We start from the raw sequence: 20493 nt of genomic DNA, 5'->3' as shown, positions 1-20493 counted from the left end.
ATTGCCGGCTTTGCTCAGGCGATTTGAAGTATCGGAAAATAGCAGGTCGATTTTTTAAAAACTGGCGAGACAGCGCACGGTTGCGAAGGCAATCCGGACGGCGAGCAACGTAACGCACCGGGTTGCGGTCGATTCAGAACTTCTTAAGTTCAGGCAAGAAAAAGCTGAATGTACAGGGATTGCTGTGCCACCTAACCTTGCACTCCATAAATCGATGGCAGGCAAGAGAAAGAGGGGGGTGGTGAATATCGGGCCATGCGGTGCATGGCCCGGCCCGTCTCCGGCGGCGGAGACCGATCCTTATTGGAGCAGCAATGTACGCGGAAAGTATCGACCTGTTTGCGAAAAGAGGCGCCAACCGTGCGTCGACGGCGCTGCATGCGCCTCTGGCGTTTCTGATTGGTGCTGCGATGGCAGGCGCCTATATCGGCTTCGGTGACATTCTGATGTTTACGGTGGGTGCGCACGTCGATCCGGCTTTCGTGCATCTCGTGATGGGCGCGGTGTTCGCCTGCGCGCTCACCATAGTTGTGTTCGCCGGCTCCGATCTGTTCACGGGAACGGCCATGTATATGCCGCTGGCCCTGTTGCGCGGGGAGACCGGCGTGGGCGGCCTGCTGCTGGTATGGATAGCGTCGTGGACAGGCAACCTGTGTGGCGCCATTGTGCTCTCGGCCATCTTGCTTGCGGGCGGCGGCGGCGTGCTGTTGACCGATGGCTCAGCGGTATTCTTCAAGGCTGTGGAGGCAAAGATGGCGGCCCCGGGCCTCGTGCTCTTCTCCAAGGGTCTGCTTTGCAACTGGCTGGTGTGCCTCGCGATCTGGATGGCCGCTCGCACGAAGAACGATGCGGCAAAGCTCGGACTCATCTTCTGGCCCATCTTCGCATTCGTGGCCTGCGGCTTCGAGCACAGCGTGGCCAACATGTTTGCCTTCGCGCTGGCGCTGATGGCCGATCACCCCGCGTCGATCACGCTCGCCGGAGCGATCCACAACGAAGTTTTCGTGACAGCGGGGAATATCGCCGGCGGAGCGGTTTTCATGGGCCTCGGCTACTGGCTGCAGGAAGGCGGCATCGGCCACGCCTCGAATGCGGCCACACCGGCGTCGGAAGGCGCCGGTACCTGAGTTATCCGAACGAATGTACGCCGTTGCGCCAGTGCCGGGCAACGGCGGTTTCGCCGTTTCAAATCCGATTACATCGGCGGCGTAGTCGATTCAAATCCGATTCTAAATATCGGCTACGCCCACGCTTTTCATGTCTGTCCGAATTCTTGCGACAGATAATTTTCCGCGTGCTCGAGCATGAAATAGCGAAACGCCTCGGCGGGCGGCGACAATATCTTCGACAGCAGGTTTACCATATACCACCGGCGCAATACCGGTGTGTCTTCGACGTCGACTACGACCAGGCGTCCGCTGCTCAGTTCGAGCCCCAGCGTGTGAAGGGACAGGAGGCTGACGCCCATATTGGCCATCACGGCCTGCTTGATCGTTTCGTTGCCCGACATTTCCATGGTGATGTGCGGCGTCAGGCCGTGCTTCTCGAAGTAGGCCTCCAGCACCGCGCGGGTGCCTGAGCCGGGCTCGCGCACGATGAAGTCATAGCCCTCAAGCGCCTGGGACGGCACGGGGCCGAGCCGCGCCAGCGGATGGTCCGGCGCCGCGACGAACACGAGCGGGTGGGCCGCGAACGGCTCCGCGCGCGTGGCAAGCTCCCTGGAAGGGCGTCCCATCACGGCCAGATCCACTTCGTTACGCTGCAATTGCTCCACCAGCGTCTGACGATTGCCAACGGTTAGGCTCACCTCGACGCCCGGGTGGTCCTTGCAAAAGCGTCCGAGCAGTGGCGGCACGAAATACTGCGCGGTACTGACCATTCCGATCACGAGCCGCCCGGTCTGGACCTTCTTGAAGCGGGCCACCATGTCCTCGGCGTCTTTCAGCGTCGCCAGGATCTTGCGCGCATAGACGAGGAAATATTCGCCCGTGATGGTGAGCGAGACATTCCTGCCTTCACGGTCGAAGAGCGGCAAGCCGATCTGCGTTTCGAGCTCGCGGATCTGCATCGTGACCGCGGGCGGCGTGAGGCTCAGCATTTCGGCCGCGCGCGAGAAGTTCAGATGGCGTGCCACTGCGACGAAGACACGGATCTGCCGGAGCGTCACGCCTCTCATTAAGAAATCCTTAATCGACGAAAAGAAATTCGTGAATGTACATGAATTATCCCGCCGCATAACCTTGGTGTCCATGAGGTCAGCCACCAAGGAGCGAGACGATGACCAAGCCTGTGGAAAGCGGTGTGATTACGGACGCCAAGCAACGTTATGCGGCCGGCGTGCTCAAGTACAAGCAGATGGGGTACTGGCAGCCGGATTATGAACCCAAAGATACGGACGTGATCGCCCTGTTCCGCATCACGCCTCAGGAAGGTGTGGACCCGGACGAGGCGGCTGCGGCCGTCGCGGGCGAATCGTCCACCGCGACATGGACCGTGGTGTGGACCGACCGGCTCACCGCCTGCGACAAGTATCGCGCGAAGGCGTACCGCGTCGACCCGGTGCCCAACACGGGCCCCGGCACGTCTACCGAGCAGCAGTACTTCGCCTATATCGCCTACGAGCTCGAGCTGTTCGAGGAAGGATCGATCGCGAACCTCACCGCGTCGATCATCGGCAATGTGTTCGGCTTCAAGCCCCTGAAGGCATTGCGCCTGGAAGACATGCGCATTCCGGTCGCCTATGTGAAGACCTTCAAGGGGCCGCCGACCGGCATCGTCGTGGAGCGCGAGCGGCTCGACAAGTTCGGCCGCGCACTCCTCGGCGCGACCATGAAGCCCAAGCTCGGCCTCTCCGGCAAGAACTACGGGCGCGTCGTCTACGAGGGGCTCGCCGGCGGTCTCGACTTCACGAAGGACGACGAGAACATCAACTCGCAGCCCTTCATGCATTGGCGCGACCGCTTTCTGTACTGCACGGAAGCGGTCAAGCGCGCGGAGGCGATGAGCGGCGAGATCAAGGGGCATTACATGAACATTACCGCCGCGACGATGGAGGACATGTACGAGCGCGGCGAATTCGCCAAGGGGCTGGGTTCGTGCATCGTGATGGTTGACCTCGTGATCGGCTGGACCGCGATCCAGTCGATCTCGAACTGGGCGCGCAAGAACGACATGATTCTGCATATGCACCGCGCGGGACACAGCACCTATACGCGGCAGAAGTCCCACGGCGTGTCGTTCCGCGTGATCGCGAAATGGCTGAGGCTCGCGGGCGTCGATCACCTGCACACGGGCACGGCGGTCGGCAAGCTCGAAGGCGATCCGCTCACCGTGCAGGGCTTTTACAACGTCTGCCGCGACGAGCGCAACGGAGTGGATCTGCAGCGCGGCCTGTTTTTCGAGCAGGACTGGGCGGCGCTGAAGAAGGTCTTGCCGGTCGCCTCGGGCGGCATCCACGCGGGGCAGATGCATCAATTGCTCACGCTGTTCGGCGACGACGTCGTGCTGCAGTTCGGCGGCGGCACGATCGGCCACCCGATGGGCATTCAGGCCGGCGCGACCGCGAATCGCGTCGCGCTTGAAACGATGACGAAGGCACGCAACGAAGGGCGCGATATCGCGGCCGAGGGGCCACAGATTCTCGAAGAGGCTGCGCGCTGGTGCACGCCGCTCAAACAGGCGCTCGACACCTGGCGCGACGTGACCTTCAACTACGCGTCCACTGACACGCCGGACTTCGTGACCACGGCAACGGCCTCGTAACGCACGCCACAAGGATAGGAGAACGATATGCGACTCACACAAGGGACTTTTTCTTTCCTGCCGGATCTCACCGACAACGAGATCCGCGCGCAGATCGACTACGCGCTGCGCGAGGGCTGGGCCTGCTCCGTGGAATTCACCGACGATCCGCACCCGCGCAACGCGTATTGGGAAATGTGGGGCCTGCCGATGTTCGATCTCAGGGACGCCGCCGGCGTGATGCTCGAAGTCGATGCGTGCCGCAAGGCTAAGCCGAGCCATTACGTGAAGGTGAACGCGTTCGATTCCACCTTCGGGTTCGAGACGACACGCCTGTCGTTCATCGTCGCGCGGCCGGCGAACGAGCCGGGCTTCCGCCTCGGACGCGACGACGGCGCGGCGCGCAAGCTCCACTACAGCCTGCACCCCTACGCGGACGACAAGCCATCGGGCGAGCGCTACGCGTGATGGGCGCACGCGCAACGGCTTGATACCGATACCCGAGCGGCGCGCGGCGCAAGCCGCACGCCAGGCAATCCTCACTATTGACGGGACTGGACGCCATGAGCACTGAAACCGCCATCGATCTGCAGGCCATCGTGCGCGACGCACAGATTCACGATGTGCTCGAGCGCCTCGATCGCGAGCTGATCGGATTGAAGCCCGTGAAGACCCGCATCGCCGAGATTGCCGCGTTTCTCGTGGTCGAGCGCGCGCGCAAGGAGCTCGGCATGGCGACCGCTGCGCCGTCGCTGCATATGTGCTTCACCGGCAACCCGGGCACGGGCAAGACCACGGTCGCGATGCGCATGGCCGAGATCCTGCATCGCCTCGGCTACGTGAGGAAAGGCCACGTGGTGGCCGTGACCCGCGACGACCTGGTGGGCCAGTACATCGGCCACACCGCGCCCAAGACGAAGGAGGTGCTCAAGCGCGCGATGGGCGGCGTGCTCTTCATCGACGAGGCGTACTACCTGTATCGCCCCGAGAACGAGCGCGACTACGGCCAGGAGGCGATCGAGATCCTGCTGCAGATCATGGAGAACCAGCGCGACGACCTCGTTGTGATCCTCGCCGGCTACAAGGAGCGCATGGATACTTTTTTCCAGAGCAATCCAGGTTTCAAGTCGCGCATTGCGCATCACATCGATTTTCCCGACTACACCGACACAGAGCTCTTCGAGATTGCGGAACGGATGCTGCACGACATGCACTACCGGCTCGACGACGAAGCGAAGGCCGCGTTCCACGACTACATTGCGCGGCGCAAGGCGCAGCCCAACTTCGCGAATGCGCGCTCGATCCGCAATGCGCTCGACCGTGCACGGCTGCGCCAGGCCAGTCGCGTGTTCTCGTCGCACGCGCCGGTGACGCGGGAAGCACTCGAGACCCTCGTGGCTGCCGACATTCGCGCGAGCCGCGTGTTCGGCGGCAACGCATAAAAGACAGATCGATAAAGGAGACGTTCATGCAACATGGCCGAACGACGCTCTCGAAGTTCATCATCGAGGAGCACCGCCGTCATCCGGCGCAGGACGAGCAGCTTGCCGCGCTCGTCAACGATATCCAGACCGCCTGCAAGTATATCGGCGCACGCGTCGCTCGCGGCGCGCTCGATGGCGCGATAGGCGCGGCGGGCATGAAGAACGTGCAGGGCGAGACGCAGCAGAAGCTCGACGTGATTTCCAACGAGATCATGCTCTCGTGCTGCGAGTGGGGCGGCCAGCTCGCGGGCATGGTCTCCGAGGAGCTCGAGCACGCCTACGAGATTCCTGCGGGGTATCCGCGCGGGCGCTATCTGTTGCTGTTCGACCCGCTCGACGGCTCGTCGAACATCGACGTCAACGTGACCGTCGGCACCATCTTCTCGGTGCTCATGGCGCCTCCCGGCGTGACCGAGCCGACGGTGGAGGACTTTCTGCAGCCGGGCACGGCGCAGGTCTGCGCGGGCTATGCGCTGTTCGGGCCCGCCGACATGATCGTGCTGACGCTCGGCCGCGGCGTGCACGGCTTCACGCTCGATCCGGAAATCGGCGCGTATATCCTCACGCACCCGGATATGCGGATCTGCGAGGAAACGCGCGAGTTCGCCATCAACGCGTCGAACATGCGCTATTGGGAGCCGCCCGTGCAGCGCTATGTCGACGAATGCCTCGAAGGCAAGGCCGGTCCGCGCCAGAGGGACTTCAACATGCGCTGGATTGCGTCGCTGGTGGCAGAGGTGCACCGCATCCTCATGCGCGGCGGCGTGTTCATGTACCCGAAGGACAAGAAGGATCCGGCGAAACCCGGCCGGCTGAGGCTGCTCTACGAGGCGAACCCCATGGCGATGCTCGTCGAGCAGGCGGGCGGGCGTGCATCGACGGGGCGCGGACGCATTCTCGAAGTCGAGCCCGATGCGCTGCATCAGCGCGTGCCGGTCATCCTCGGCTCGCTGCGCGAGGTCGAGCGCATCGAACACTATCACAGCGAGTTCGACCGAGGTGCCGGCGAGCCCTTCGATTCACCGCTTTTCAATACGCGTTCGCTGTTCCGCGCGCCGCACTGAGGCGCGCGCCAACGAGATCGAGCATCAGGAGGAGACATGTCGACCAAACATCCGATTGTGGTGATCACGGGTTCGTCGGGCGCAGGCACGACAACCATCACCCGTGCGTTCCAGCACATTTTCCGGCGCGAGAGTGTGAACGCCGCCATCATCGAAGGCGATTCGTTTCATGCCTACGATCGCCTGCAGATGCGCCAGAAGCTCAAGGAGGCCGAGGCGGCCGGCGAGCACGCCTTCAGCCACTTCGGGCCGAGCGGGAACCTGTTCGAGGAACTCGCGCAACTGTTCGCGGCCTACGGCGAGAACGGCACGGGCCGCTGCCGCAAGTATCTGCACGACGAGGTCGAAGGCACCGAGTACGGCCAGGCGCCGGGCACGTTCACGCCGTGGGCCGATCTGCAGGAAGGCACGGACCTGCTGTTCTACGAAGGGCTGCACGGCGCGGTCGTGACCGACCGCGTTGACGTCGCGCAGCATGCGGATCTGCTCGTGGGCGTGGTGCCCACGATCAATCTCGAATGGATCCAGAAGCTGCATCGCGACCAGAACCTGCGCGGCTATTCGCAGGAAGCGGTCGTCGACACGATCCTGCGACGCATGCCCGACTACGTGAGCTACATCTGCCCGCAGTTCTCGCGCACGCATGTGAACGTGCAGCGCGTGCCGGTCGTCGATACGTCGAATCCGTTCATCGCGCGCGACATTCCTTCGCTCGACGAGAGCATGCTCGTGATCCGCTTCGCGGACCCGAAGGGTATCGATTTTCCGTATTTGCTTTCGATGCTGCACGACTCGTACATGTCGCGGCCGAACACGATCGTGTGTCCGGGCGGCAAGATGGGGCTCGCCATCCAGCTGATCTTCACGCCGATGATCCTGCGCTTGATGAGCAATCGCCGGCAGGCGCTGCTGTAACCGCACGCTCACGAAGGAGGTGTCCTCATGAATCACCCCAGTCATGCGGGCCGCGAGATCGCGGCGCCGCCAAGCCGGCGCCAGCTCGCGAATGCGCTGCGTTTTCTCGCTATCGACGCTGTGGAGGTCGCCAGGTCGGGGCATCCCGGCATGCCCATGGGCATGGCCGACATCGCCGAAGTGCTGTGGCGCGATCATCTGCGGCACAGCCCGCGCGATCCGTCCTGGCCGAATCGCGACCGCTTCGTGCTCTCGAACGGGCATGGTTCGATGCTGCTGTACGCGGCGCTGCACCTCTCGGGCTATGATCTGCCGCTCGATGAGTTGAAACGCTTCCGGCAACTGCATTCCAGGACGCCTGGGCATCCTGAATATGGCTTGACGCCTGGTGTCGAGACGACGACGGGACCGCTCGGCCAGGGGCTCGCGAATAGCGTGGGCATGGCCTTCGCGGAGCAGTTGCTGGCCGTGCGCTTCAACCGGTCTGGATTTCCCGTCGTCGATCACCATACCTACGTGTTTCTGGGCGACGGCTGCCTGATGGAAGGCGTGAGCCATGAGGCGTGTTCGCTGGCCGGTACGCTCGGGCTCGGCAAGCTGATCGCCTTCTACGACGACAACGGCATTTCGATCGACGGCCACGTAAGCGGCTGGTTTACCGACGACACGGTGGCGCGTTTTCGCGCGTATGGCTGGCAGGTGGTCGGGCCGCTCGACGGCCACGACGCGGCGGCCGTGGAGGCCGCGATACGCGAGGCGCACGCCGACGAAGCACGCCCGACGCTGATCGTCTGCCGCACGACCATCGGCTGGGGTTCCCCGAACAAGGCCGACACGCACGACGTGCATGGCGCGCCGCTCGGCGCCGATGAAATCGCAGCGACGCGCCGCGCGCTCGGCTGGGATCACGCGCCGTTCGAGATTCCCGAGGCGATCCGCGCGAGCTGGAGCGAGGTCGAGTGCGGCGCGGCCCGTGTGCGCGAATGGCGGGCGTTGTTCGAAGCGTATCGCATCGAGTATCCGGACGAGGCGGCGGAGTTCGAGCGCCGGACGAACGGCGAGCTTCCTGAGGACTGGCCGCGTATATCCGGGCAGCTGATTCGCGCGGCATGTGACGCCACCGCGCCGTGCGCCACGCGCAAGTCGTCGCAGCTTGCGCTCGAAGTGCTGGTGCCTGCATTGCCCGAACTGTTCGGCGGCTCGGCGGACCTGACCGGCTCCAATCTCACTGCCGTCAAGGCGTCCCGCGCGTTCGTGCCTCGCGGCACGCCCGATTCGCATGCGAACTACCTTTCGTACGGCGTGCGCGAGTTCGGGATGATGGCGATGATGAACGGCATGGCGCTGCATGGCGGCTTCATTCCGTACGGCGGCACGTTCCTCGTGTTCTCCGATTACGCACGCAACGCCATTCGCATGAGCGCGCTGATGAAGCTGCGCGTGATCCATGTGCTCACACACGATTCGATCGGGCTGGGCGAGGATGGGCCGACCCATCAGCCGGTCGAGCACGTTGCCAGCCTGCGCCTGATTCCGGGGCTCGATGTGTGGCGCCCGTGCGATTCGGTCGAGACCGCGGTTGCGTGGCAGATGGCCATCGAGCGCGCGCACGGACCGACCTCGCTCGTGCTGTCACGTCAGAACCTGCCGCAGGCGCCATCCAACGACGCACGGATCGAACAGATCCGCAAGGGCGGCTATGTGCTGAGCGACTCGGTGGATGGCGCACCGGAAGTCGTGCTGATTGCTACGGGATCCGAAGTGTCGTTGGCGGTTGAAGCGCAGGGGCGGCTCGTGCAGCAGGGCGTGCGCGTACGCGTGGTGTCGATGCCGTCGACCTCCGTGTTCGACCGGCAGGACGCTGCATATCGCGTAGCGGTGCTGCCCGCGGACGTGCGCCGCGTGGCGGTGGAAGCCGCGCACGGCGACTTCTGGCACAAGTATGTGGGCCCGGACGGCAAGGTAATCGGCCTCGCGTCGTTCGGAGAATCGGCGCCCGCTTCGGAGCTGTACGCGCACTTCGGCGTGAGTGTGGAGCGCATCGTGGAGGCGTGCCTGGCATGAAGACACAGCTCATCACCTTCGATCTCGACGGCACATTGTTCGACACGGCACCCGAAATTACGCTTGCGGTCAACCGCGCGCTCGAAGCCCGCGGTCTCTCGCCGGTTTCGCTCGACACCGTGATCGGCTACATCGGCAACGGCACGCGGGAGCTGATGCGCCAGGTGCTCGCGCGCCACGGTCTGGAAGCACAGGTCTCGCTCGACGAGATGATGCCCGTATTCGACGCGCATTACGACGCCACGGCGGGTACGACGGCGAAGCCCTATCCGGGTGTGCCGGCCGCGCTCGCGCGGTTGCGCGCTGCCGGCATGCGCATGGCCGTGGTCACGAACAAGGACCATCGCTTTGCCCAGCGGCTGATCGAGCGCGCGGGATTTGCGCAGTATTTCGACGTCGTGCTCGGCGGCGACAGCCTGCCTGACAAGAAGCCGCATCCGGCGCCGATCCTCTATTGTGTGGAGCGCCTCGACGTGTCGACGGACGCGGCTGCGCACCTGGGCGATTCGCGCACCGACGTGCAGTCGGCGCGCCGCGCGGGCGTCGCCGCATGGGCCGTGCCCTACGGCTACAACCACGGCGCGCCCATCGCGCAGGCGCATCCGGACCGCGTGTTCGCGTCCATTGCGGAGATGGCGGACCACGTGCTGCCGCCGGAATGAAGCTATTTGGAATCCGAACAGAATCAGAACTGAATCAGCATTGGGCGATGCCCATTCACAACATCAAGGAGACGACATGCCTGTCAAGGTAGCGATCAACGGTTATGGCCGCATCGGGCGCAATGTGTTGCGTGCGCTGTACGAATCGAAGCGCACGCGTGAAATCCGCATCGTGGCGATCAACGATCTCGGCGACGCGCACATCAACGCGCATCTCACGCGTTACGACACTGTGCACGGCCCGTTCTCGGGCACCGTCGAGGTGGACGGCGATGCACTCGTGGTCGACGGTGATCGCATCCAGGTGCTGTCCGTGCGCGATCCCGCGCAACTGCCGTGGCGCGCGCTCGATGTCGACGTCGTGTTCGAGTGCACGGGACATTTCACGAGCAAGGAGATGGCGTCCGCACATCTGGCTGCAGGCGCGCGCAAGGTCATGATCTCAGCGCCGGGCGGCAAGGACGTCGACGCGACCATCGTCCATGGCGTCAACGATGCGCTCCTGCGCCAGTCGTTCACGGTCGTCTCGAACGCGTCGTGCACCACCAATTGTCTCGCGCCGCTCGTCAAGCCGCTGCATGCGGCGCTTGGCGTCGAGCACGGCCTCATGACGACGATTCATTCGTATACGAACGATCAGGTGCTCACCGACGTGTATCACGAGGACCTGCGCCGGGCGCGCTCGGCCACGCACTCGATGATCCCCACCAAAACGGGCGCCGCTGCCGCCGTCGGCCTCGTGATTCCGGAGTTGAACGGCCGGCTCGATGGCTTTGCGATACGCGTGCCCACGATCAACGTGTCGGTGGTCGATCTGACCTTCACGGCCGCACGGGCAACGAGCGTCGAAGAGGTCAACGAGATCGTCAGGGATGCCGCGCATGGCGAGTTGAAGGGCATTCTCGGCTACAACGACTTGCCGCTGGTGTCCGTCGATTTCAATCACGACCCGCGTTCGTCGATTTTCGACGCCACGCAGACGCGCGTGATCGGCGGCACGCTGGTCAAAGTGTTGAGCTGGTACGACAACGAATGGGGCTTCAGCAACCGCATGCTCGACACGACGCTCGCCTGGATGGAGGCGTCGCAATGAACGCGTCGGTGCCTGAGCTCGACGATCTGGCCGCGCGCGGCGCGTTGCGCGGCAAGCGCGTATTCATCCGCGCGGACCTGAACGTGCCGCTCGACGAACAGGGGCGTGTGGTCGAGGACACGCGGATTCGCGCGTCCCTGCCGGCCATCGCAATGTGCGCGCAAGCCGGCGCGGCGGTGATGGTGACATCGCATCTCGGGCGTCCGGTTGAAGGCGAACCGAGGCCGCGGGACTCGCTCGCGCCGGTCGCCGCGCGTCTATCGGAATTGCTCGGCTGCGAGGTGGGGCTGGTGCAAGACTGGGTCGATGGCGGCTTCGACGTCGCGCCGGGCGAAGTCGTGCTGCTAGAAAACTGCCGCGCGAACTCGGGCGAGAAGTCCAACGACGATGCGCTCGCGCAGAAAATGGCGCGCCTGTGCGACATCTACGTGAACGACGCATTCGGCACCGCGCACCGCGCGGAAGCCACCACCGAAGGCATTGCCCGTCACGCGGGCGTCACCTGCGCGGGGCCGCTGCTGATGGCCGAACTCGATGCGCTCGGCAAAGCGCTCGATGCGCCGGCGCGCCCGTTGGTCGCGATCGTCGCGGGCTCGAAGGTGTCGACCAAGCTGACGATCCTCAAGTCGCTCGCGACGAAGGTCGATCAGCTGATTGTCGGCGGCGGCATTGCGAACACCTTCATGCTGGCAGCGGGGCTGCCGATCGGCAAGTCGCTCGCCGAGCCGGATCTCGCGGGCGAGGCGCGCGAGATCATGGACTTGATGGCGGCGCGCGGCGCGTCGGTGCCGATTCCGGTCGACGTCGTGTGCGCGAAGACCTTCAGTGCAACGGCGCCGGCCGCCGTGAAGGATGTTAAGGATATCGAACCGGACGACCTGATTCTCGACATCGGCCCGCAGACCGCAGCGATGCTGGCGGAGCGGCTTGCCCGGGCGGGCACGATCGTCTGGAACGGGCCGGTCGGCGTGTTCGAGTTCGACGCGTTCAGCCACGGCACCGAAACGATCGCGCGCGCCATCGCGGCATCGCCCGCGTTTTCGCTCGCGGGCGGCGGCGACACGCTGGCGGCGATTGCGAAATACGGCATCGCCGCCGACGTGGGCTACATCTCCACGGGCGGCGGCGCCTTCCTCGAAGTGCTGGAGGGAAAAGTGCTGCCGGCCGTCGACATCTTGCAGCGCCGAGCGGGCTGATTCGCGGTTCGGGCCGCATTCGTTTTTATAGAGGAGACTCTCATGGCACTCATCTCACTGCGCCAGTTGCTCGATCATGCTGCCGAGCACGGCTACGGCGTACCGGCGTTCAACGTCAACAATCTCGAGCAGATCCAGGCCATCATGGAGGCCGCCGAGGACACGCAAAGCCCGGTGATCCTGCAGGCGTCCGCCGGCGCGCGCAAGTATGCGGGCGAGCCTTATCTGCGCCACATGGTGCTCGCGGCCATCGAAGCGCATCCCGACATTCCCCTCGTGCTGCATCAGGACCACGGCGGCAGTCCCGCCGTGTGCCAGATGGCCATCCGCTCCGGTTTTTCCAGCGTGATGATGGACGGCTCGCTCGAAGAGGACATGAAAACGCCGGCCAGCTACGAGTACAACGTGCGCGTCACGCGCACCGTCTGCGAGATGGCGCATGCGGTAGGCGTGTCGGTGGAAGGCGAGCTCGGTTGTCTCGGCTCGCTCGAGACCGGCGAGGCCGGCGAGGAAGATGGCGTCGGCGCACAGGGCAAGCTCTCCCACGACATGCTGCTCACCGACCCCGGCGAGGCGCGCGATTTCGTCGAACGCACCGGCGTGGATGCGCTGGCGATTGCAATCGGCACGTCGCACGGCGCCTACAAGTTCACGCGCAAGCCGAGCGGCGACATTCTCGCCATCGACCGCATCGCCCGGATCCACGAACGCATTCCCGATACGCATCTGGTGATGCACGGCTCGTCTTCGGTGCCGCAGGAATGGCTCGAAATCATCCGGCGCTACGGCGGCGACATCAAGGAGACCTACGGCGTGCCGGTGGAGGAAATTCGACGCGGCATTCGCAGCGGCGTGCGCAAGGTGAATATCGACACCGACATCCGGCTCGCGATGACGGGCGCCATGCGCAAGCTGTTCGCCGAACAGCCTGCGGAATTCGATCCGCGCAAGGCGTTCGCGGCGGCGAGAAAGGCGGCGCGCGGCATCTGCGCCGCCCGTTTCGAGGCATTCGGCTGCGCCGGGGCGGCCTCGCGCATCAAGCCGGTGCCGCTCGAACGGATGGCCGAACGCTACAGCAAGAAGGGGTGACGCCATGGACGCGCTCAATCCCTTGCTCATCGCGCCGAGCCTCCTGTCCGCCGATTTCGCGCGGCTCGGCGAAGAGGTCCGCGCGCTTGAAGCGGCCGGCGCCGACTGGCTCCATTTCGACGTGATGGACAACCACTACGTGCCGAACCTGACGGTCGGCCCCATGGTGTGCGCAGCGCTGCGCCCGCATACGTCATTGCCGATCGACGTGCATCTGATGGTGCGGCCCGTCGATGCGCTCGTCGGCGAGTTCGCGCAGGCCGGCGCGAACTCGATCAGCTTTCATCCCGAGGCGAGCGATCACGTCCACCGCACGCTCCATCTGATCAAGGAGCGCGGATGCCGCGCCGGTCTCGCGCTCAATCCGGCCACACCGCTCGCGTGGCTCGACGAGGTGCTGGGCGACCTCGACTTCGTGCTGCTAATGTCGGTGAATCCCGGTTTTGGCGGGCAGAAGTTCATCGAGCCGGTGCTCGGAAAGATTCGCGCGGTGGCCACGCTCATCGACCATGCGGCGGCGCAGACCGGTCGCCGGCCGCGCCTCGAGGTCGATGGCGGCATCAAGCTCGATAACGTGGCGCAGGTGGCGGCGGCGGGCGCGGATACGCTCGTTGCCGGCTCCGCGGTGTTCGGCGCGCCGGACTACCGGAGCGTGATCGAAGGGCTGCGCAGCCGCGCGGAGCACGCGCGGCTTCAGGCGCGTGAACACGCGAGTGAACGAGCGCGCGAACCTGGTGTGGCCGGTTCGCGAACGGCGCCGTGACCGGCGCTCATGGCGTCATGGCGTCATGGCGCAACACAGCAAGGAGAGGCGACCCATGCAGGCGCTCATATTCGACGTGGACGGCACCATGGCCGACACCGAGGCGGTGCATCGCGAAGCGTTCAACGCCGCGTTTGCCGAAGTCCGGCTCGACTGGCATTGGGACGAGGCTTTGTACACGCGTCTGCTCAACGTGGCAGGCGGCAAGGAGCGCATCGAGCGCTACTGGCGCTGCGTCGAGCCGGAAGAGACTGATGGCAGGCGCATGAAGGAGACGATAGCCGCGATCCACGCCATCAAGACGCGGTATTACACCGAACGCGTGCAGGGCGGCGCGGTGGCGCTGCGGCCGGGCATCGCGCGCCTGATCGACGAGGCGAACGCGGCGGGTTTGCCGCTGGCGATTGCCACCACGACCACGACGGCCAATCTCGACGCGCTGCTCAGCGGCCCGCTCGGCGCCGGCTGGCGCAAGCGTTTCGCGGCGGTGTGCGATGCATCGAGCGCACCCGTGAAAAAGCCGGCGCCCGACGTGTATTACGCGGTCTTGCAGCAGATCGGCGTGCCGGCGGCCGCATGCCTCGCGCTCGAAGATTCGGAAAACGGCCTGCGCGCCGCGTGCGCCGCGGGTATTCCTGCTGTGATCACCACGAATGCCTATACGGAATCGCAGTGCTTCGACGGTGCGCTGCACGTGCTGCCCCATTTGGGCGACCCGCGACAGCCGTTGCCGGAGAGCGTGGCAGGCGCGGAGGGTGGATGGGTGGATCTGGCGTCGCTAAGGCGTTTGCACGGCGGCTCTTCAACCCATGAAGGTTGGAAAGCGAATATCTGAGTTCCGAACTCGAACGCAGGTGGTCAGATCCCGTTCAGGGCAGTTGAGAGGCCAGGCGCTCGTCAGAACGCCTGGCCGTTTTGTTCAATCTTCGTCTTCGTCCAACCGTTCGGCTTGCTACACGAGTTCTTCAGCGCGCTGACGTTGCGCGATCCGCTCGTCTGACGCCGCCTTGCGGTTGAACCCCAGCACGTAATAAAGCACCCCCAGCGCCACGAGCCAGGCCGGGCCCACCACGAGCGCCACGCGGGTATCCGGGAAGTAGCCCATCAAGCCGATCACCACCAGCAGAAAGCCTAACGCGATGTACGAGCCATACGGCCAGAAGGGCATTTTGTAGAAGAGGTTGGCCTGCTCATGACGATTGAGGCTGCGGCGGAACTTGAGTTGCGACAGCAGAATCACGGCCCAGGTCCAAACCGCGCCGAAAGTGGAAATGGCCGTCAGCCAGCTGAACACCTCTTTGGGCGCCAGGTAGTTGAGCAGCACGCCGCCCAGCAGCACCACCACCGACATCAGCACGGCCGGCACCGGCACGCCTCTCTTGTCCACTTTTGCAAACAGCGGCAGGGCCTGCCCCTGCTCGGCCAGGTTATAGAGCATGCGGCCAGTGCTGAAGATGCCGCTATTGCACGAGGACAGTGCAGCGGTCAGTACCACGAAGTTGATGATGCCAGCGGCAGCGGGAATCCCCATGCGCGCGAAGGTCATCACGAACGGACTGCCCTGCGTGCCGATCTGGTCCCACGGATAGAGCGACATGACCACGAACAGCGCGCCAACATAGAAAATCAGGATGCGCCAGAACACAGAGTCAATGGCGCGCGCCAATGTCTTCTTCGGGTTTTTCGCTTCACCGGCGGTCAAGCCGATCATTTCCACGCCCAGGTAGGCGAACATCACCATCTGCAGCGACATCAACACACCCTTGACACCGTGGGGCATAAAACCGCCATGGCTCCACAGGTTTGAAATGCCGGTCGCCACGCCGTGATTGCCCAGTCCAAAAAAGATCATGCCGAGACTGGAGACGATCATCAGCACGATCGTGACGACCTTGATCAGCGCGAACCAGAATTCAAACTCGCCGTAGGCTCTCACGCTGATGAAGTTGACGCAGCCCATGATCGTCAATGCGGACAGTGCCCAGATCCAGTGCGGCACGCCTGGAAACCATATCCCCATGTAAATGCCGACGGCGGTGATTTCCACCATGCAGGTCACGACCCAGAGGAACCAATAGTTCCAGCCGGTCAGATAACCGGCGAGCGGACCGAGATAGTCTTGCGCATAGCGGCTGAACGAACCGGCCACCGGGTTGTGAGTCGCCATTTCGCCCAGTGCACGCATGATCAGGAAAATGGCGAGGCCGCCTAATGCATAGGACAGCATGATGGCCGGACCGGCCATTTTGATGGCGCTGGCCGAGCCCAGGAACAAGCCCGCACCAATGGCCGCACCGAGCGCCATGATATTGATGTGCCGCTCCTCCAGCCCGCGATGTAATGTCTCTTCCTTCTCGTTCACAGGTGTCTCCTCTTGAACATAAATCTCGTTCCCATCGATCAGATTGGGAAGGCGTCTTGCGTGGCGTGATCGCACCGCTTTTGTCCGCAGTTCCGACGCGCAACGGGGGCAGCGCAGCCGGTTTTGTCCCCATGCGTCCTGGCATCGCGTTCACTGCTTCGGGCGCGGGGCCGGGCGGGCGTATCGAGCCATCACGCGCATGGCATCATCGAAACTGCAAATTCGCAGCTTGTCAGTAAGGTTTGCTATGTTATGTGCAGGTATCAAGTTGAAGATAACGAATTTTAGAGAAATAAAGGAAAAACAACTGTTCCTGGGGGCTGTTGGAATAGCTCCCGCCGCCATCGGAGCGGCAAAGGTTGAAACGAAGGAACGGACAACACAGGGACCGAAACGGCGCGGCGCGCACGGCTGCACCGTGGCGATGGTCAAAATGCGAAGCGGGATGAGTTGGCGCCGGCCTGTCGGGCGAGCATGTCAGCGGATGGAGCGGGTCGGTGGTGACCAGACTCTGGAGAGACGAGGCAGACAAAGGCGCCGGGTTTCATTACCCTGGCGCCCCAAACACACCATCAATCCTTTTCAGGCAGGAACCAGTTCATCACGAGCGCACAGATGCCGCCCGTGGCTACGCCCGATTCCAGCACGTTCCTGAGCGCATGCGGCAGGTTCGCGAGGATCTCCGGCACCTGCGAGACGCCCAGGCCCAGCGACAGCGAAACCGAGATGATGAGCAGCGCGCGGCGGTCCAGCCGGATGCCCGCGAGGATGTTGATGCCCGAGGCGGCCACTGCGCCGAACATCACCATGGCCGCCCCGCCCAGCACGGGTTCGGGCACGGCTTGCAGCGCGCCCGCGACCGGCGGGAACAGCCCGAGCACCACGAGCATGGCCGCGATCCAGATGCCCACATGGCGGCTCGCGATGCCGGTGATCTGAATCACGCCGTTGTTCTGCGCGAAGACCGAGCTCGGGAAGGTGTTGAACACGCCGGCGATCAGCGAGTTGGCGCCGTTCACGAGCACGCCGCCCTTGATGCGCCGCATCCACACGGGGCCTTCCACGGGCTCATTCGAGATCTTGCTGGTGGCCGTAACGTCGCCGATGGCTTCGAGCGAGGTGACGAGATAGATGATCAGCATCGGCACGAACAGCGACCACGAGAAGCTCAGGCCGAAGTGCAGCGGAATCGGGATCTGAAACAGGGCGGCTTCGCGGGCGCCCGTGAAGTCGAGCCGGCCCATGAGGCCGGCCACGATATAGCCGATCGCGAGCGCGATGACGAGCGCCGTGCTGCGCACCCAGACGATGGGCACGCGGTTGAGCACGATGATGGTGCCGAGCACGACAAACGAAAGCGTGAGGTTCTCGGCGCTCGCGAAGGTGTGGCTGGCAATGGCGCCATAGCCGCCGCCCATGCTGATGAGGCCGACCTTGATGAGCGTGAGGCCGATCAGCAGCACCACGATGCCCGTGACGAGCGGCGTGATGAGCCGCTTGATGAAGGGCAGGATGCGCGAGACGCCCATTTCGACGAACGATCCGGCGATGACGACGCCGAAGATGGCCGGCATCACCGTGGTCACGGGCGTGCCTTCATGGACCATCAGGCTGCCGCCGGCGATCAGCGGGCCGACGAAGTTGAAGCTCGTGCCCTGCACGATCAGCAGGCCCGCGCCCAGCGGCCCGAAGCGCTTGCACTGGAGAAACGTGGCGATGCCGGAGATCACGAGCGACATCGAAACGATCAGCGTGGTGTCGCGGCTCGAGACGCCCAGCGCCTGGCAGATCAGCAGACCCGGCGTGACGATCGGCACGATGATGGCCAGCAGGTGCTGCAGGGCGGCCACGAAGGCAAGCGTGGGGGCGGGGCGGTCGTCGGGACCGTAGACAAGGTCGCGGGTGAGGTCGGCGTCATCGGCGGCGCCGTGGGACGTGCGTTGAGCGGAGGAAGCGGGTTGCATCTAGGGCCAGCGGGTCGAGAAGGTCAAAAGGGAAAGGGAGGCCTAGCCGAAGGTGGAAACGGCGGACAATGTGGGTAATACGGAAAAGCGCGGGAAGTGCGGGATTTTAACGGCAAGACCACGGATTCGCCTCGAAAATCAACGATCGGCATAAGATTGGAGCCGGCTATTCGTGCAACGCGATGCGTCGAATAAGCCGGCGCATATGATTGCGTTGGCCGCAAGCCGCGTCGCAAACGCCCGGCAGGAGGAACGACATGACGAACAGGTTCAAGCCCGGTGACCGGGTCGGCTGGAATTCCGAGGCGGGCTGGGTCACGGGCACAATCGTTGCGGTGCACACGGCGGACTTTGACTATAAGGGGCACACGCATCGTGCGTCGCCGGACGACCCGCAGTACGAGATCAAGAGCGACAAGACCGATCACATTGCCGCCCATCGCGGCCGCGTTCTTCAACGGATTTGAACCGGAGGCAGCCCTTGACGCTCCCGTTCTTTACGATCGGCCACTCGAATCGCACCCTCGACGACTTCATGGGGTTGTTGAGCGGCGCGGAGATCGCGTTGCTCGCGGACGTGAGAAAAATGCCGGGGTCGAGAACCCATCCGCAGTTCAACGAGGCGACGCTTGCCGATGCGCTGGCGGCATCCGGCATTGCTTACGAGCACGAGGCTGCACTGGGTGGCCTGCGCGGCAGGACGCGCACGGTCGCCGAGAACGTCAACAGCTTCTGGACGAACAAGAGTTTTCATCGTTACGCCGATTACGCGCTAACCGCGCCATTTCATGCGGGCCTCGATCATCTGATCGAACTGGGGCGGTCGCGGCGCTGCGCGGTCATGTGCTCCGAGGCCGTGTGGTGGCGTTGCCATCGGCGCATCATCGCCGACTATCTGATCGCGCGCGGCGAGTCCGTCTTCCACATCATGGCGCCGGGCCGCGTCGTGCCCGCCACGCTGACCGAAGGCGCGGTGGTCCAGCAGGACGGAACGATCGTCTACCCGCGCTAGCCGGGCGGCAGACTATTTGGTGATGTGCTGGATACTAAGGATGCCAAATAATCAGGCGGCGCTGCGCGCGCCCGAGGCGCAATGGCGATCTGCGCCTCAGGCGATGTGCAGCGTCGTGTCGATGCGCGTGCCGCGCTTGATGAAGCGCGTGACCGGCGTTTTCTCGCAGATCTCGGCAAGCCGCGCGCGTTGCGTCTCGTCGAGCGGGCCCGCCACGGCGACGCCCCGACGGATGTATTGCGTGCCGTCCTGGTCGGCGTGCAGGCTGACTTCCACGTCGATCACCGCGTTCGGCCATGCCTTGCGCTGCATATACATGCGCAGCGTGGCGGCCGTGCAGGCGGCCAGCCCCGAAAGCACGAGCGCGAACGGCGCCGGGCCGCGATCCTCGCCGCCTTCGTGCGGGCCTTCGTCGCCAGTCAGCGCATGGCGGCCGGCCTCGAGGGCGACGACATAGTTGGGCGCCTCGGCGGCAAGACGGGCGGTGGCGGTGGCGAGCGGCATGGTCGACTCCTCGGGGCAGGGGTTTTTGTGGCAGTGCGGCGGCAGCGACGATTGTGCCATCGACTCACGGCATGTGCCGGACGGCCTGCGCGGAAGTCTGCGTCGCCTGCGCGACACGATTTATGCGTTACGGGTGATTTTGCTTCGGATAATTCCTAAAAGTCCCGAAATCGCCGCTGGATTGACAATATTTGTCCATTCCGAGATACGAAGTGCAAGAAAATCGCTTGTACGGGAACAGTGATCGAGCGTTAAAAAAAGGGCGATATCGAGTCGGATACCGTCCCAATACAACAGGAAGACCAAAGCCTAGCCATGATTAATATTTCGCAGAAGAAAATCGCATGTGGTGTCTGGAAACTCGTTGAGAGCGGCATTCTGCAGTACGTGGCCGATCACGGTCGCAAGCCCGCGGCGCTTATTCTGCATCCGGAGCAACAGGCCGAATTGATGCGTGAAATGGGACTGAAAAGCGAACTGCTCGACGGCGTCTCCATTTTGAGCAGCCCGTGTTTCGAAATGCCGATACTCGCGGACAGCTACGGCAATTTTGTCGATCTTTAAGCAAAGCGCTGAACAG

Annotated in this window: 21 protein-coding genes; 17 read left to right on the top strand and 4 right to left on the bottom strand. The window is 63.9% G+C overall.

Going from position 1 to position 20493, the window contains the following annotated elements; translation table 11 throughout:
* Window positions 1-314: 314 nt before the first annotated feature.
* On the top strand, window positions 315-1127 hold the full coding sequence (locus PWP93_RS31255; protein WP_421047460.1) for a formate/nitrite transporter family protein: 813 nt from the start codon (window positions 315-317) through the stop codon (window positions 1125-1127).
* Between the two features lie 128 nt (window positions 1128-1255).
* Here the strand turns inward: PWP93_RS31255 and PWP93_RS31250 are convergent, their stop codons facing one another.
* Window positions 1256-2176, bottom strand: coding sequence for a LysR family transcriptional regulator (locus PWP93_RS31250; RefSeq protein WP_421047718.1), 921 nt, complete (start codon window positions 2174-2176; stop codon window positions 1256-1258).
* Between the two features lie 101 nt (window positions 2177-2277).
* Between PWP93_RS31250 and PWP93_RS31245 the strand changes: the two genes are divergently transcribed.
* The 12 genes from PWP93_RS31245 to PWP93_RS31190 all read left to right on the top strand — a co-directional run bounded on the left by PWP93_RS31245 (window position 2278) and on the right by PWP93_RS31190 (window position 14906).
* A complete protein-coding gene (locus PWP93_RS31245) occupies window positions 2278-3762 on the top strand; it encodes a form I ribulose bisphosphate carboxylase large subunit (protein ID WP_421047459.1) in 1485 nt (494 codons plus the stop codon).
* A 27-nt stretch (window positions 3763-3789) separates the two neighbouring features.
* Window positions 3790-4209, top strand: a complete 420-nt coding sequence (locus tag PWP93_RS31240) for a ribulose bisphosphate carboxylase small subunit (protein WP_421028735.1) — start codon at window positions 3790-3792, stop codon at window positions 4207-4209.
* Window positions 4210-4304: 95 nt separating this feature from the next.
* Window positions 4305-5183 (top strand): CbbX protein, encoded by an 879-nt coding sequence (gene cbbX / locus PWP93_RS31235; RefSeq protein WP_421047458.1) that lies wholly within the window; start codon window positions 4305-4307, stop codon window positions 5181-5183.
* A 26-nt stretch (window positions 5184-5209) separates the two neighbouring features.
* A complete protein-coding gene (locus PWP93_RS31230) occupies window positions 5210-6289 on the top strand; it encodes a class 1 fructose-bisphosphatase (protein ID WP_421047457.1) in 1080 nt (359 codons plus the stop codon).
* A gap of 36 nt (window positions 6290-6325) precedes the next feature.
* The gene (locus PWP93_RS31225; protein WP_421047456.1) at window positions 6326-7204 is read left to right on the top strand and encodes a phosphoribulokinase; all 879 of its coding nucleotides are present in this window, start codon (window positions 6326-6328) and stop codon (window positions 7202-7204) included.
* Between the two features lie 27 nt (window positions 7205-7231).
* The gene (tkt, locus tag PWP93_RS31220) at window positions 7232-9268 is read left to right on the top strand and encodes a transketolase (protein WP_421047455.1); all 2037 of its coding nucleotides are present in this window, start codon (window positions 7232-7234) and stop codon (window positions 9266-9268) included.
* Window positions 9265-9930, top strand: coding sequence for a phosphoglycolate phosphatase (gene gph, locus PWP93_RS31215; RefSeq protein WP_421047454.1), 666 nt, complete (start codon window positions 9265-9267; stop codon window positions 9928-9930). The genes tkt and gph overlap by 4 nt, the downstream gene beginning before the upstream one ends.
* 76 nt (window positions 9931-10006) lie before the next feature.
* Complete coding sequence (gap, locus tag PWP93_RS31210; RefSeq protein WP_421047453.1) at window positions 10007-11023, top strand: type I glyceraldehyde-3-phosphate dehydrogenase; 1017 nt, start codon at window positions 10007-10009, stop codon at window positions 11021-11023.
* Window positions 11020-12219, top strand: coding sequence for a phosphoglycerate kinase (locus PWP93_RS31205; protein WP_421047452.1), 1200 nt, complete (start codon window positions 11020-11022; stop codon window positions 12217-12219). Before gap ends, PWP93_RS31205 begins: the two co-directional genes overlap by 4 nt.
* A 42-nt stretch (window positions 12220-12261) precedes the next feature.
* A complete protein-coding gene (gene fba, locus PWP93_RS31200) occupies window positions 12262-13308 on the top strand; it encodes a class II fructose-bisphosphate aldolase (RefSeq protein ID WP_421047451.1) in 1047 nt (348 codons plus the stop codon).
* Between the two features lie 4 nt (window positions 13309-13312).
* On the top strand, window positions 13313-14071 hold the full coding sequence (gene rpe / locus PWP93_RS31195) for a ribulose-phosphate 3-epimerase (RefSeq protein WP_421047450.1): 759 nt from the start codon (window positions 13313-13315) through the stop codon (window positions 14069-14071).
* 55 nt (window positions 14072-14126) lie between these two features.
* Window positions 14127-14906, top strand: a complete 780-nt coding sequence (locus tag PWP93_RS31190) for an HAD-IA family hydrolase (protein ID WP_421047449.1) — start codon at window positions 14127-14129, stop codon at window positions 14904-14906.
* 117 nt (window positions 14907-15023) lie between these two features.
* Here the strand turns inward: PWP93_RS31190 and PWP93_RS31185 are convergent, their stop codons facing one another.
* Together PWP93_RS31185 and PWP93_RS31180 are read right to left on the bottom strand one after the other, a co-directional pair.
* A complete protein-coding gene (locus PWP93_RS31185) occupies window positions 15024-16376 on the bottom strand; it encodes an amino acid permease (protein ID WP_421047717.1) in 1353 nt (450 codons plus the stop codon).
* A 629-nt stretch (window positions 16377-17005) separates the two neighbouring features.
* Window positions 17006-18397 (bottom strand): uracil-xanthine permease family protein, encoded by a 1392-nt coding sequence (locus PWP93_RS31180; RefSeq protein WP_421047448.1) that lies wholly within the window; start codon window positions 18395-18397, stop codon window positions 17006-17008.
* Window positions 18398-18654: 257 nt separating this feature from the next.
* Between PWP93_RS31180 and PWP93_RS31175 the strand changes: the two genes are divergently transcribed.
* Window positions 18655-18864 (top strand): DUF2945 domain-containing protein, encoded by a 210-nt coding sequence (locus tag PWP93_RS31175; protein ID WP_421047447.1) that lies wholly within the window; start codon window positions 18655-18657, stop codon window positions 18862-18864.
* A 14-nt stretch (window positions 18865-18878) separates the two neighbouring features.
* Window positions 18879-19409, top strand: a complete 531-nt coding sequence (locus PWP93_RS31170) for a DUF488 family protein (RefSeq protein ID WP_421047446.1) — start codon at window positions 18879-18881, stop codon at window positions 19407-19409.
* 96 nt (window positions 19410-19505) lie between these two features.
* Here PWP93_RS31170 and PWP93_RS31165 read toward each other — a convergent pair whose 3' ends face one another.
* Complete coding sequence (locus tag PWP93_RS31165; protein WP_421028721.1) at window positions 19506-19913, bottom strand: OsmC family protein; 408 nt, start codon at window positions 19911-19913, stop codon at window positions 19506-19508.
* Here PWP93_RS31165 and PWP93_RS31160 point away from each other — a divergent pair.
* Together PWP93_RS31160 and PWP93_RS31155 are read left to right on the top strand one after the other, a co-directional pair.
* A complete protein-coding gene (locus PWP93_RS31160; RefSeq protein ID WP_421047445.1) occupies window positions 19912-20157 on the top strand; it encodes a hypothetical protein in 246 nt (81 codons plus the stop codon). The two genes, PWP93_RS31165 and PWP93_RS31160, sit on opposite strands and share 2 nt — an antisense overlap.
* A gap of 71 nt (window positions 20158-20228) precedes the next feature.
* A complete protein-coding gene (locus PWP93_RS31155) occupies window positions 20229-20477 on the top strand; it encodes a hypothetical protein (RefSeq protein WP_421028720.1) in 249 nt (82 codons plus the stop codon).
* Window positions 20478-20493 lie beyond the last annotated feature (16 nt).

This window comes from Paraburkholderia sp. A1RI-2L (assembly GCF_048957375.1).
Taxonomy (GTDB): Bacteria; Pseudomonadota; Gammaproteobacteria; order Burkholderiales; family Burkholderiaceae; genus Paraburkholderia.
The sequence above is the reverse complement of the archived record's forward strand: the minus strand, read 5'-3'. Positions and strand labels throughout refer to the sequence as shown.